The sequence below is a fragment of the Pseudoalteromonas sp. MMG022 genome (assembly GCF_021654245.1).
Taxonomy (GTDB): domain Bacteria; phylum Pseudomonadota; class Gammaproteobacteria; order Enterobacterales; family Alteromonadaceae; genus Pseudoalteromonas; species Pseudoalteromonas amylolytica.
Window position 1 is genome coordinate 74,245 of record NZ_JAKFZQ010000015.1, and the last position, 13,923, is coordinate 88,167.

A 13,923-nucleotide genomic window follows, 5' to 3' on the forward strand; every position below is an offset into this window, starting at 1 on the left:
TAAGCAGACATTTAATATATTCTTTTAAAATAAATGACTTATAACATTATTGAGAGTGATTCACATTGCTAATCGTAGTTGTAATTGCAATGCTTTTTTCGTAGATTTAAAACTAGTTTAGAGCGGCTCAATGCAACTATACCTACCCGCCCAAACTCATTGCTCGCCCAACTCACAAATGTTTTTTAACCTGAATATTTAGGCGTTTAGCCAAACGCACTAAGTTGGCCCTATCTACCTGTAAAGCTCTGGCCGTCGCTGACCAGTTTAGATTGTTCACTTCAAGTGCTTGAATGATCCGCTTACTCTGGAACTCATCTACCGCCTGTTTTAAAGGCTCAATATCAATACTTACTGGCTCTTCAATGACGTGCGCTCCACCCATCATATCTCGAGCTTGTAATTCACAGTGCGAAGGTTCAATACTGATGATCTGTGTGGGCCACTGTGCCTGCTTGGCTTTGAGCGCGCTGCGGCTTATAACATGTTCAAGCTCTCGTATATTGCCCGGCCAGTCGTAGTTCATTAACAGCTTTGACAACTGGTTGTGCATGGTAAGTTGCTTGATTCCAAGCTTTTTTCTTACTTGTTCGATAAAAAAGCCCGCCAGCAGCGGAATATCTTCACGTCTGGCTCTAAGTGGCGGAACACTAATGGGATAAACACTTAAACGGTGGTATAAGTCGGCGCGGAATCGGCCCTGAGCAACTTCCTGTTTAAGGTCACGATTGGTGGCTGCGATCACGCGTACATTAACTTGCTGTGTTTGATCCGCCCCTACCGGTTGAATTTCGCCGCTTTGTAGCACTCTCAATAACTTACTCTGAATACTAAGCGGTAACTCACCAATCTCATCAAGAAAAATAGTGCCACCGTCAGCCAGTAGAAACTTACCTTCTCGGTGTTTATCAGCACCAGTAAACGCGCCTTTACGATGACCAAAAAATTCACTTTCAGCCAGACTTTCTGGCAACGAAGCACAATTAACCTGCACAAAAGCCTGCTCCGCTCGTTGTGAAGACTTGTGAATATTACGTGCCACCAACTCTTTACCTGTGCCCGTTTCGCCTAAAATCAAAACGGTAAAGTCTGAGCTGGCTACAAGCTGCACGTCATTTTTAAGTCCTTGCATTGGCGCGCTTTGCCCCACCATATCGTGGGCAGCCTGATTTAAAGCACTCATCAACGCATTGCCATGTTGCGCTTTCCTAAGCAGTTGCTCATTGTATAGCGCACATTTGAGCTGCTCATTCACGATGTCGTTAATATGCTGCAAAAAAGAGTCACTAAATCTGGTAAAGCGGCCAATTGTTAAACTGTCAAAGGTTAACACGCCTAATAGCTGTTGTTCGTCAAACAACGCCATACCCATGCAAGAATGTACTGGCATATCACCATCGGTTGCCAACAGTAAACCATCATAGGGATCTGGCAAATCACTGTGTTCATCAAACCTTATCGGACCTCGCGCTTTACTGATGGCCGCAAGCCGTGGATGAGCATTCAGTTCAAAACGACGGCCAAAGGTATCCCGTGTTAACCCTTCCAGTGCAACAGGGGTCAAAGTCCCGTTTTGATTGAGCAGTAAAGCGACCGCATCGGCATTGATACATGCTTTAACCGCTTGGATCAGTGCATTATAAAACCCTGTCACTGAATGGGACGTATCCGAGGACTGTGCACGGGTCAAAGCCACGCTTAGCGTGAGTAATTGAGAAAGAGACTGCGCGTTCATGTCAAAATGACCCACTTAGTTTATTTAGATACAAATAAATATATGTCAATTTGACTCACACCTCAATCACAAAAACGACAACCAATTGAATTATAAGAAATTATATTTTGGCACAGAGTCTGCTATAGCAAAGCACTGTTTATCTCTAGAAGTGATTGCTCATGCTAGATGCCACCATTTTACTCAAAGCCGCTAATGTCACTCTGGTATTACTGGCGCTGTGCTTTAGCGCCAGCGTACTGGCCAGTTACCCTTTGGCTTCATATTTCGCGTTACCAACACAGGTTGCGCTGCATATTTCGAGTATTGTTATCGCTGCCCTGTTTAAACTCAGCTATGTAGTGCGCTGTGTTTGTCAGTATCAATTAGGCATGGAGGTGAAGTAATGCGCCCCATCAATTTGCTTGAGCCAATAGCCGAATATAAGTGGTATCAAATTCAATATTGGCCTTTCTTTATGCTGGCATTCAGGCCTATGTTTTTATGCGCCGCTATTTGGGCAATCTTAAGCGTTGCACTTTGGGCTGGCGTCTTAGCAGGAGAGCTAAGCTGGCGCGCCCAAGTTCCCGCCACACTTTGGCATGCACATGAAATGATCTTTGCTTTTTCAGGGGCCGTCGCGAGCGGTTTTCTGCTCACGGCGGCGCAAAACTGGACCAACGTGCCAAGTGTGAGTGGTTTCAAACTTGGCCTATTGGTCGCAATTTGGTGCCTTACCCGCTATGTGTTCTTTGTACATCCTAATCTTGTGTGGTTGGTGTTAATTGGCCAGCTGACTTTTTGGCTAACCGCGATTGCTTTTTTAAGCACCATGTTGCTACGCGCTAAATCTAAGAACAACTATATATTTATTGTCATTCTATCCGTCCTTTGCATTTTTAATGCACTGTTTTTACTGATAATTGAACGAGGTGATTTTGTGTTAGCACGCTCGTTCACACAAGTGGCAGTTTTGATGTTTATGCTGCTGATTGGCATCATTGGGGGTCGCGTGATCCCATTTTTTACCGCCCGAGGGCTAGCGCTGGATACACAAATACGCACGCCTAAACTTGACCGAATACTGCTTTGGGTAAGCATCTTTGGTGTCACCGGGTTTGTACTCAGTGAAGTATTTAGGCTGCCGCTTAATCCCGGTTACTTACTGGCACTTGCAGCCTTGTTGCATCTAACTCGCAGTGTACTGTGGTTTAACCGTAAGGTTCTGGCCGTTTCACTGCTTTGGTCATTACACCTTGGTTATGCCTTTGGTGCCGTAGGCCTATTGTTGCTAGCAAGTCACTTTTTTAGCCCCGTTATCGCCTTTGCCGATGCATTACATTTGATCACCCTCGGTGGTATTGGCCTACTCATTATCGCCATGATGGCCCGCGTATCGTTGGGTCACACCGGTAGACCCTTACAGGTCAATGCCACGGTTAACGCGGCCTTTTTAATGATTGCATTGGCGGCGATATGTCGAGCGTTTTTACCCTATCTCATCAACCCACATCATGCTTGGTTATACAGCGCCGCGCTTTGGTGTGTTGGTTTTGCTTTATTTGTTCGTTACTACTTTACCGTGCTCACGCAAAAGCGTGTAGACGGTCGTCGTGGTTAATTTTTTATTTGGAGTTTATATGTTATCTGAGCGTACGATTTCTTTGGTCAAAAGCACCATTCCTTTGTTAAGTGGTGCAGGCACTGCCGTGACCGCACATTTTTATCAGCGTATGTTTACGCACAACCCAGAATTTAAAAACATTTTCAATATGACCAATCAGCACACTGGTAAGCAGCAGTTTGCTTTGTTTAACGCCATCGCCGCCTATGCAACCCATATTGATAACCCACAGGTTTTAGAGCAGGCCATCGGGCGTATCAATCACAAACATGTGAGTTTAAATATCCAAGCTAAGCATTATGACATAGTAGGGCATCACCTGATCGAAACCCTAAAAGAGCTGGCACCTGAGCAATTTACCCCAGACATCGAGCAAGCATGGCGTGAAGCCTATGGCTTTTTAGCGGATTTGTTTATCACCCAAGAAGAAGGCCTATATCGCACCGTTGAACAGCAACCAGGGGGTTGGCGAGATGGCCGAGAGTTTGTGATTGCTGAGCTTGTACAAGAGTCAGAAAATGTAATGAGCTTTTATCTAAAACCTTGCGATGGCCGCGCTATCACCCGTTATCAGGCAGGCCAGTTTATCGCCATCAGTGTTAACCCAGCAGCAAGCGAAAACACACAAATTCGCCAATATTCACTGTCGCAAGCGCCCAAACACGATCATTATCGTATCAGTGTAAAACGTGAAGGGTTGGTCTCAACTCACCTCCACCAGTTGCACGTTGGCGATACCGTTACCCTCTACCCACCCGCTGGGGATTTTGTGCTAAAAGCAACCGCTAATGACAAAGTATTTATTAGCGCAGGCGTAGGCATCACTCCCATGATGGCGATGTTAGAACAGGCTTTAGCCATTGAAAGCTGTGCCCAACTCGCATTTATTCATGCCTGTGTGGATGAGTCTCAACACAGCTTTAAACACCCTATTGAGCAACTAGCGGCGCAACATTCAAACCTTTGCAAAGAAGTTTGGTATGAGCACAGCGATAGCGGTGATAAAACCGGTCGAATCGAGTTACAGCGTAGCGCTTTGCCACTACCGTTGGCAGAAGGTGAGTTTTATCTATGTGGTCCCACCGCGTTTATGGCCGCGATAAAGCAGCAGCTATTGGCGCTGGGCGTCGCGCCAGAGCGGATTTTGTATGAAGTGTTTGGGCCCCATGAGGCATTGTGAGCATTCTTTAGCTTGAACAACACCATTAAAACGGGTGACTTGTGTAGTCACTCGTTTTAATAAAACAGCGAACCCAAGCAATTATTATTCTAACAATATATTTTTATTGTTCCGTGCACGCACCACAAATTCCTTAATATCATCATTATCTGAGTGTTGGAACCTATCAATGAGCACATTATATGTTGCAATCGCGTCCGCAGTTTCATCCAGCTCGGATTGAGTTATTGCTTTATATAACATAGCCTTAGCAACACGAGCTAACACCTCTTCATTGCGAGAATGTCCAAAGTGAGCGATCAATTTGGTATAACTATCTATCTCAGATAGTGGTTTTCCAAGCTTGCCCAACGTAATCCCTTTATTTATCATCGCTTTCACAACTTGCGATTTTACCTCATCAATAGATGAGTTTAGGAAAAGTGCAATAAGCTTATCATACGTGTTTATCTCAATTTCTGGCCTATCCAGATTACCGTGAGTAACCGCCTTATTTAACAAGGCTTTGGCAACACGTACTTGCACTTCTTCATCAGCTGAATTCTGATAATGTTCAATTATCTTATCGTAAACAGCGATTTCGTCTTCAAGTTTTCCGCGCTTACCAAACACAAGTCCTTTGTTTATCATTGCTTTTGCAACCTGTAGCTGTACTTCTTCAATACCACAACCAAGATACAACTCAATCAGCTCATCATATGTATCGACTTCGAGATCTAAATCGTTAAGTTTCCCATATGTAACACCTTTGTTTAACATGGCTCTGGCAACCCTTAATTGAACTTCGGGGTTATTCATTTCCTTAAACTTCGTCACTAAGTCACCGAAAGCTTTTAGCGCCTTTTTGTATTCAGCTCTATCAACATACACCATGCCAATATTGAACATAGATTTGGCAACGAGTACATGGATGCTTTCGGATATAGACTCCATAAAATGCGAAATCAACATGTTATAACTCGCAAGCGCTTCCTCGACGTTACCTTGCAGTCGTAGTGCTATGCCTTTATTAAGCATTGCCTTGGCAACTATTACTTTTATTTGTTCTTGGTCCGAATCTTTAAAGCGCTCAATCAGCTCATTGTACGCATCGATCTCTTGGCTATCGATTACATTACCTTCTGCAAGCTTTGAAAATAATAAAGCCTTGTAAAATTGAGCCTTAGCTAAGACAACATCATCTATACCTTGCTCTTGAGCTTTGTTGAACAGCTGCTCTAGTAGGTCTAATGCGCCACTATAATCTTTTTGTTCGTAGCAAGTTGTAGCAACTTCATAAAGCTCATTAACTGAGGCATGTGCCAAGTCAGTTTTTCTAATACTATTTTTTGGAGTAACCTGCGATTCCAGCTTTGGCTCCGTTTTTTCGCCATTTGCTTGAGCGCCTTGCATGGTTTCTTCACTAAAAGATTCTTTCGCACTTTGTGCCGCTTCTTCAAACTCTCTTTGCTTTTTGCGTACTATTCCATGGGCATCTTCAATATACTTCTTCAATTCTTCAACGGATGAGTGAGCTTCTGTTAGCTTTTGATCTAGCTCTGTTTTAGCATTTCCAATGAGCTCATCTTTATTCTCATCAAGAAACTTCCTCATCTGTTCATGTGCAATTCTTGTCGCTTCACCCTTACTTTGTCTGTAGATCAAATAGCCACCCAATGCGGCGACAACAGTGATCACCGTGATCACGATACTCAAGATGGTTAGCCACAGGTCGGTCGTACCTATCAAGTCAGACATTCTTTTTTCAACACCATTAATACGAATATCATGGTTGATTTCTTTTCCGACTAATTGGGTGTTTAGTTTAGTTAGCTGGGTATTGAGTGATTTTTCTGTGGCTTGTAGTGCCTTGATGTCATCGCCATGCGTTTGCAGATTAAGTTTCTCGGTTAAGCCTGCTAGCTGAGAGCTCAAAGCCTGTTGCGTTGCTTGTAACGCTTTAACATCACGCCCTTGTATTTGTTGTTGTTTAAGTCGCTCATCTAAGCGGGCAAGTTGTATGTTTATGGCAATAAGCTGCCCTCTGATCGAACTAATTTCTTGTTCAGTAGGCGCGTTGGCAAAACTGCTTTTTGGTAACGACAACAACAATAAACAGGCAAACAAAAAGCAAATACGCATTAATGATCCTTATCTAATCAGCTTTATTGAGAAAACAGGTGACAAACTCGGTAAATTTAACGCGTCATTATCTTGTATGTAAAGGGCCTTGACAACTGTCATATTTAGCAGGCTTTAATACTGCTGTTATGACTTGCCAGCATTGATACGTTCTAGTGATAGTCGCTGGCCACTTTGGGCCGAATTGACAAGAGGCTGATAAGCAAAAGCATCAGCCTAGAGAAAGAATTTGTTGTTAAAAGCTAAAGAGCACCAGATAGCCAGTGCATCACGTTTAATAAGAATTGCTCATTTTGTTCGGCATCCACTGAGGTAAAACCGATTTTTTGCCCCGTTGGTAAATACACCTGCGAGGTAAACATGGCGGCTTCGGCAAATACCGCAACACGGCCTTGGCCGATTTCAAGCACCGCCCCTTGAGACCAGCCGCCTATCGCCTGTTTTTTGGTATCTTGGTTGATGGCGAAAGGTTTATCAGGCACTAATGCCGTGGCTCCAGTTGGAAGTTGCAGTATCGATATAGCATTCTCTGGGGCTTTAAACGCATCGCCTCCGAGTGTTCTTACCTTACTGACTCGCTCACTTTGCTTGTTCCCAGTAACAATTCTATGAGGCTGCAACAGGTTATTTTCAATACTGTAGGTTACTTCTTGAACATGGCCGTTCACAAATTCAAAGCCAAATGCTCCAGCCAACGGCGCAATCGCTTTGGGAAATGGTATATGGTCGGCAATTAATAATAACGCACCACCTTGTGTCACCCATTGTTTTAACGTGTCGACTTCTGCTTGCGTTAAGGCGCTGTGATAAGGGCCGTCCCAATTACGGCTATTATCCTTGTGCAAGGCGTTGGCAATAACCAACACATCAACACCTGCAAGATTATCAGAGGTAAAGGCTTTTTTACCCCGCTTTAAAGTGTAACCATCGCTTTTCAAAACTTGAGCAAATGGCTTGTAACGCCCAATTGCGGTATGAAAGTTATAGTGTGCTTCGTCTAACACCACCACGGGGCTTTGTTCGGTGCTAAAAGTGGCCGTTGTATTTTGGGGAATAAAATCAGGATCAGCTTGCTGAGGTGAGCCATCATTCTTTGCGCAGCCCGCTAGGCTAATTATCATTACACTAAACAGTAACCATCTAAATATCGCCACGTTAAGCTCCTTTTAGTTTGCAAGAACACCACCTTAGACTATCGCACTGGGGGCGAATATCGATTTTGTGTATATTTTTGTAAGCACCTTTTTATGTGCGCCTTAGTTAAGCAAATTTTTCCACAAGGTTTTAAGCACCTGAGCCAAGTTAATTGGAATGATCACAAACAGCGCTGTGCCCTTAGCAAACTCAGGATTGACTTGGCAGTAGTATTTTATCTCTGCTTTATCGCTATTTTTCAGCGTGTCTAACTCCTGTAGTGAATAGTTACTTGTTCTGTTGACTGGCACCAAACAGCGTAGCGAGTTGCTGCCACTCACCTCACCTTTGGCGTTAAACTGCTCAAATATGCCTGTTGGCGCTTGGTATGCAAAGTGCGGCCAAATTGTGGCTGTTTTACTGGCTATCGCACGATACATCGCAGGGCTAAGCATAGTATCGGCATAAAAGTGCTTTCGCCATGGCCTTTTCAACCAACAAAAAACACTATGCTTTATTGAAAATGCAAATGTATTTCCCCCTTTGCGATATTCGGGTAAAAACGCCGCTGACGCTCTGATCACTGTCGCTTTAGGTTCATTGGTAAATGTGAGTAAACAATAGCCCACCAATTTACCATCCCCGTAATACAGTCTTAATTTGCGCTCAAAAGGTTTAGTAGCGTCAAAATACTTCGCCAGATACTCATCGGGATCGATATTGGAAAAGCTGGCCTTTATCACTTGTTGAATCGCCACTCTTTGCGAATCGCTTAGCCAGTGCCTAGATTGAGTTAAGTCGATGGTTTGTAACACCATTAAATACGCTACCCTGCTTAGAAAAACTAACCTAATAAAGGTCCAAAATTGACGATATTATCTCTTAAAGTCAATAGCGAGTATTGAGTGCTGTGATGATATGCTGAGTGCGGGCTCATCTCTGTGCACCTATTTTATTGCCATAACTGAGTACACACTCTATAATCCCTCCCCCGCTCAAAATAGAACAAAAAAATATAAAAAGATACATTACATGATCAACTTCAAGTCGCTTTTCGGCTGTTTATTTGCTTGCTACCTGATACCAGCACTTTGGGGCAATGCCCAAGCACAAGACACATTCGTTGACGCTAAGATAGCACAGCAGTACTTGTGGACACACTTGGTCCAAAAGTATGACAAAGAAACACTCGATATTGAAAAGTCAGAACAAGCGATAGATCGTATTTCGGCGCACCTCGATAGTACCGAGCTCTCAGAGTTAGAAACCATTCAATATCGCGCCACGCGTGCGTTGAGCTTGTACGGCGTGAATTTAAAGCGCCTACTTAGCAACATAAGTGTTGATATCGCACAAGCAGAACTTGCGATTAAAGATATCGACTTTGTTTTGCGCTCAGGCTCTTATAACGTTAACAAACACTTAGCGTACACCGGCGGCCATACTGCATTGCACCTATTGAAGTATCCTGATTTGGCCTACAAGTATTGGCAGCAATGCGCTGAAGATGGTCACTCTGGCTGTATGAATATTATGGCAGGTAATAGCTTTACGGGTGCCCATGGGTTAAGTGTGAATATACAAGAGTCCATCAAATGGCATAAGAAAGTGTACAATACAGGTACTGAATACACCTGTGCGGGGATTTACTCAGCCAACGCATTGGCTAAAGTGACCGCCTTATTTCCCCAAATTAATACTAGCGTTACACCCTATGAGTGGTATCAACGCCGCGATACGTTGCAAGAGGCGTTGAGCGAGTCCTATAAAGACGTTGAAAGCTGTGTTTACCTAGCTGATTTAGCTCTGAGTCATGTTTTATTATCTAAAGAAAGCGCCGCCACTCATTTAAATTATATCGAACAGGCACTTAAATTGGCCAAGGTTGAGCAAGACGCTGAATTGCTAAAACATGTGTTGCTTGATATCAAACATAATAAATTGAGCAGCAATACCCTAGATACTTTATCTCGTATAGAAGATATAAGTGTACAGTGTGAGCTGGCATTCTCAGCGCTGATCAGCGCTAAGTATGCTCAAAACCATCAGCTAGCCCTTGCTCTGGAAAACCTAGTAACGAGTATAGATACCAGTAAGTGTATGGTTGAACACGCATTTATTCGTAACCTACAAAGCGAAGGCCGCTGGCAAACTCTTTAGTCTTAATGACTGGGCAATAAATCACTCGATTGTGGCTGACTTACCGCCAGCCGATATCCTACATCTTATTGTTTTTATCCTCCGTGGGCAGCTCACAGAACATCCAACTACCACAACCAAACTGGCCTGCACGGCTGTAGTAAATGCCACCTGCAACCTGCGGGGTCATATCTTGCTGCAGCTTATGTGCGTCGTTCGATAGGTTTTTGATTTTCTTTTTGTTAAGTTTTAACTTCATGATTGATTTCCTTATTAAAAAAGTCTGCAAAATTGTAGACACCTAATCTTAAAGCCAAACGCTCACAAATTAGCCCGGTATAACTTGCAGTTGTCAAAAGGGTTAATACCTGTGTACCGCCTCTTAATAGCTGACGCGGTTATGTATTTGTTATTTGAGTATGTTAAATTGCTAAAAATGATTGGTTTGCACGACAAGGGGCATCATTGATGAATACACTCGGTTTACCAGAGTCTGTAAAGAAAATACTGGTGGTTTGTATGGGTAATATTTGCCGCTCCCCAACAGGTGAGGCCGTACTCAAACACAAGCTCGAAGCAGCACAACTAGACATAGTCGTGGATTCCGCTGGCACTATTGCCTATCATCAAGGCAACCCACCTGACAAACGTAGTGCTGCTGCTGGGCAAAAACGCGGGTATAACTTTAAAGGCATGACCGCCAGACAAGTCAAACCCCAAGACTTCGTCGACTTTGACCTGATTCTAGCTGCGGATAAAGCCAACCTTGCTGATTTGATGGCGCTGTGCCCTATTCAACATCAGCATAAGGTTATGTTATTTATGAACTTTTCTGCTGGAGAATATGACGAGATCCCCGACCCGTATTATGGTAACGGCGATGGCTTTGAAACAGTATTAGATCTCATTGAAGACGCATGTGACAGGCTGATCATTGAACTGCAAAAAAATCCCAAATAGCTGATTATTTTTCTCGCCTAAAAGGGGGGCTTGTGGTAAATATATCGCCCCATTTTTGAGAGCTACCCCTTTGGCAACATCGACCAATTTATTTGAACAAATTGCGCTGGACTTACAAGTTCATGGTGTCAGTATTCAAAGTTTAGATTTACAAGAACCCGCCCTTTTGGCCTTGAGCGAAAGGCTCGATATTTTATCCCAACAAGATTTTCATAAAGCAGGTATTGGCCGCCAAGAAGATCACATGAAAAATGAGCAAGTTCGCCGTGACAAGATCCACTGGTTAGAAGCGAGCGACCCCAATGAAGCGCTATTTTTAACCTATATGCAGGATTTAAAAGTCTACTTGAATCGCCGCTTGTTTTTGGGTCTGTTTAGCTACGAATGTCATTTTGCTCATTATGAACCAGGTGCATTTTATAAAAAACACCTAGACGCGTTTAAAGGCGAAGCCAACCGCATTCTTTCAACCGTATTGTATCTAAACCCAGATTGGCAGGAAGGCGATGGTGGCGAATTGGCAATATACGATCCAAATGATAGTGAGCAAGTATTACTTATCGTGCCACCTAGTTACGGTACTTTGGTTACCTTTTTGAGCGACGAGTTTCCACACGAGGTATTACCCGCTAAAAAGGCACGTTACTCTATTGCAGGTTGGTTTAGGGTTAACACAAGTGTTGCAGGCAACATCGACCCCCCTCAGTAATGTATTTTTGAAATAGCTACACTTTTTTACTTCACATCTTACCGAACATTCATATTATGTGCCTTGGTAAAACAAGGATGGCATATAACATGAAGCAAGTATTTTTGTGGGCAGCGATACTAACATTAACCTCTGGCTGTATATTTCACCCCAAAGAGGTCTCCTATTTTGATGAACGTTGTCAAACATACGCAAAAAAGGCAGTATTGGATAGCGAAAGGGCTTCACTCTTAACAAGTTGCAGCGGCTCAGCATGTGGAGGATGGCTCGCAGCTGAGGGCTTAGTAAGCGCTGCAAGCTTAGTTATTTCGGGCAGCATCGTACTGGTTCAAAATGCCGTATATTGGCAAGAGAAAAATAAAAACTGCAACGCTCAAAGTCGTAATGCAGAACAAAATAAAGCCAGTAAAACCAGCGAAGAAAAAGCACAAAGCAACCTTACGGAAATAGAACGCATAGAGTAATAACAAACAATTAAGCAGTAACGAGGTAAATGCATGATCACAGAAATAACAAAACAAGATTTTGTTTTATTTTGGCCAACCTTTGAGTCCATCATAAAAGCACAGCAAACTTATGCATTTGACCCCGACATGACGTTGGAACAGGCGTACCACCTGTGGTGTGAAACCCCGCTCAAAGCGTTTGCTTTCAAAGCGAACGGAGCAATCTTAGGCACTTATTACCTCAAAGCCAATGCAATGGGCCCTAGCAGTCATATTTGCAACTGTGGTTACATGGTCAGTGAAGCCGCCCGTGGGCAAGGAATCGCGCAAAAGCTTTGTGAGCACTCACAGCGAGTCGCTCAATCTTTGGGGTTTAAGGCCATGCAGTTTAACAGCGTGGTTAGCTCAAACGAGGGAGCCATTCGACTTTGGAAAAAGCTGGGTTATGACATTATCGGCACCATTCCCAAAGCGTATAAACATCCACAGCTAGGCTATATCGATAGTTTTATCATGCATAAACTGTTGGATGAGTAACTAAACTTGACTATCACATTGCTGAGTTGGTAAATCAGAACAAGGTAAAAATATCTTCACCTGAAGCCCTACCACCTCGGTTTGCTGATAAATATTGTGCAAACTTAAATAGCCGTGATGCGCCTCTACGATTTCTCGACACAAAGCCAAACCAAGACCACTGCCTGTGGCTTTGGTTGAATAAAAGGGGACCAACGCATTGGCCATGACTTGCTCACTCATACCTTGTCCGCCATCAGTAACACTTACAATAACTCCTTGCCCCTGTGTCTCAATTGTTAAGCGTATTTTATCGGCACAAGAGCCTGACTCATGTGCGTTTTTAAGCAGATTAATGAGCAGCTGCTGAAGCTGCATGTTGTCGGCGTAACAAGCGCTTGAAGGCAAGCTATTCGGCGCAACAAACTGCCACTGTTGAGCAAGCTCATTGATCAAGCTTTGCCAGTCTATCAATTCGAGTTTGGGCGGCGGTAACTTTGCGAACTTACCGTATCCTTGTACAAACGCAGTTAAATGTTTAATACGCTCTTCAATGGTGGCAAACACGCGTTGTAACCTTGGCTCATCCAAGCCCTGTGACAATATTTTACCGCTGTGTAACATTGACGACATGGGGCCTAGCGAGTTGTTCAGCTCATGGCTAATAATTCTGATTACTTTTTTCCAAACCGCCACTTCCTGACGGTTTAACTCACGAGTAAGCTGCTTCAATATAAAGAGTTTATGGTGCTGATTGTTCAGCAAAAACTGACCCGTTGACAGATGCCACGTTTGTACTTCTTCTGAAGTATTGAGGATGTTAAACAAACCATCTTGAGCAGACCCAATCGCTTGCTGTAATTCTGCTGGAGCATGCTCTAGCGCTTGATTTAGATGCAACCCCTCGATACGTGTGTTCGACATAACCAAATCACGGGCGCTAAGGTTACTAAAAACTACCACACCATTACTGTTAATCAGTAACAATGCCTGAGGAGAGCTTTCCAGCACCTTATCAAGCATCAATTCCCTTTGATGGATCCACTGCTTTTCTCTTCGTAGTTGCTCCGCAGTTTGATTGTACAATGTACATAACCAGCCTAACTGATCTGCACGGTGGTATGTCAATTGGTTAGCAAACTCACCATCTTTGAAATTTTGTAAGCCAAGCTCCAGCGCATCTAAACCTTGCTCAAGCGTTGCAAAGCTAACAGAGACCATAAAAGTAGCAAGTGTTATAGCAGCCAGCCAGATCACAATCCCCAGTCCCCAAGGCACTTGTACAGCAATAAAAACTGCCAACAAACATATCGTGATAACCACCATTACAATGAGCTTTATTTTATTAATTAGAGATAACCACGGCTTTTGTGCTTGCAT

Annotated in this window: 14 protein-coding genes; 8 read left to right on the plus strand and 6 right to left on the minus strand. The window is 43.5% G+C overall.

Annotated features, from left to right (window positions below; genetic code table 11):
- Positions 1-172 precede the first annotated feature (172 nt).
- Positions 173-1,735, minus strand: a complete 1,563-nt coding sequence (norR, locus tag L1070_RS14235; RefSeq protein WP_237126016.1) for a nitric oxide reductase transcriptional regulator NorR — start codon at positions 1,733-1,735, stop codon at positions 173-175.
- 161 nt (positions 1,736-1,896) lie between these two features.
- Here norR and L1070_RS14240 point away from each other — a divergent pair, with 161 nt between their 5' ends.
- The 3 genes from L1070_RS14240 to hmpA are packed head-to-tail and all read left to right on the plus strand — an operon-like array spanning position 1,897 to position 4,518.
- Positions 1,897-2,121: a hypothetical protein gene (locus tag L1070_RS14240; protein WP_237126017.1), complete on the plus strand. Its 225-nt coding sequence runs from the start codon at positions 1,897-1,899 to the stop codon at positions 2,119-2,121.
- Positions 2,121-3,335, plus strand: a complete 1,215-nt coding sequence (locus tag L1070_RS14245) for an NnrS family protein (protein WP_237126018.1) — start codon at positions 2,121-2,123, stop codon at positions 3,333-3,335. The genes L1070_RS14240 and L1070_RS14245 overlap by 1 nt, the downstream gene beginning before the upstream one ends.
- Positions 3,336-3,354: 19 nt before the next feature.
- The gene (gene hmpA / locus L1070_RS14250) at positions 3,355-4,518 is read left to right on the plus strand and encodes an NO-inducible flavohemoprotein (protein ID WP_237126019.1); all 1,164 of its coding nucleotides are present in this window, start codon (positions 3,355-3,357) and stop codon (positions 4,516-4,518) included.
- A gap of 84 nt (positions 4,519-4,602) precedes the next feature.
- Here the strand turns inward: hmpA and L1070_RS14255 are convergent, their stop codons facing one another.
- From L1070_RS14255 to L1070_RS14265, 3 genes are all read right to left on the minus strand, one after another.
- Complete coding sequence (locus L1070_RS14255) at positions 4,603-6,639, minus strand: tetratricopeptide repeat protein (RefSeq protein WP_237126020.1); 2,037 nt, start codon at positions 6,637-6,639, stop codon at positions 4,603-4,605.
- Between the two features lie 242 nt (positions 6,640-6,881).
- Positions 6,882-7,793: a DUF4350 domain-containing protein gene (locus L1070_RS14260; RefSeq protein ID WP_237126021.1), complete on the minus strand. Its 912-nt coding sequence runs from the start codon at positions 7,791-7,793 to the stop codon at positions 6,882-6,884.
- A 102-nt stretch (positions 7,794-7,895) separates the two neighbouring features.
- Positions 7,896-8,591 carry a hypothetical protein gene (locus L1070_RS14265; RefSeq protein ID WP_237126022.1) on the minus strand — a complete coding sequence of 232 codons (696 nt, stop codon included), beginning with the start codon at positions 8,589-8,591 and terminating at the stop codon, positions 7,896-7,898.
- Positions 8,592-8,805: 214 nt separating this feature from the next.
- Here L1070_RS14265 and L1070_RS14270 point away from each other — a divergent pair, with 214 nt between their 5' ends.
- Positions 8,806-9,933 (plus strand): hypothetical protein, encoded by a 1,128-nt coding sequence (locus tag L1070_RS14270; RefSeq protein ID WP_237126023.1) that lies wholly within the window; start codon positions 8,806-8,808, stop codon positions 9,931-9,933.
- Between the two features lie 58 nt (positions 9,934-9,991).
- Here L1070_RS14270 and L1070_RS14275 read toward each other — a convergent pair whose 3' ends face one another.
- Positions 9,992-10,171: a hypothetical protein gene (locus tag L1070_RS14275; protein WP_070987689.1), complete on the minus strand. Its 180-nt coding sequence runs from the start codon at positions 10,169-10,171 to the stop codon at positions 9,992-9,994.
- A 209-nt stretch (positions 10,172-10,380) separates the two neighbouring features.
- On the opposite strand from L1070_RS14275, the gene L1070_RS14280 reads away from it, so the two are divergent.
- From L1070_RS14280 to L1070_RS14295, 4 genes are all read left to right on the plus strand, one after another.
- Positions 10,381-10,872 carry a low molecular weight protein-tyrosine-phosphatase gene (locus L1070_RS14280; protein WP_237126024.1) on the plus strand — a complete coding sequence of 164 codons (492 nt, stop codon included), beginning with the start codon at positions 10,381-10,383 and terminating at the stop codon, positions 10,870-10,872.
- A gap of 70 nt (positions 10,873-10,942) precedes the next feature.
- The gene (locus L1070_RS14285) at positions 10,943-11,581 is read left to right on the plus strand and encodes a 2OG-Fe(II) oxygenase (RefSeq protein WP_237126025.1); all 639 of its coding nucleotides are present in this window, start codon (positions 10,943-10,945) and stop codon (positions 11,579-11,581) included.
- 89 nt (positions 11,582-11,670) lie between these two features.
- Positions 11,671-12,045 carry a hypothetical protein gene (locus L1070_RS14290; protein WP_237126026.1) on the plus strand — a complete coding sequence of 125 codons (375 nt, stop codon included), beginning with the start codon at positions 11,671-11,673 and terminating at the stop codon, positions 12,043-12,045.
- Between the two features lie 33 nt (positions 12,046-12,078).
- On the plus strand, positions 12,079-12,564 hold the full coding sequence (locus tag L1070_RS14295; RefSeq protein WP_237126027.1) for a GNAT family N-acetyltransferase: 486 nt from the start codon (positions 12,079-12,081) through the stop codon (positions 12,562-12,564).
- On the opposite strand, the gene L1070_RS14300 is transcribed toward L1070_RS14295, so the two are convergent.
- Entirely contained in the window at positions 12,565-13,923 is a 1,359-nt protein-coding gene (locus L1070_RS14300; protein WP_237126028.1) for an ATP-binding protein, read from the minus strand.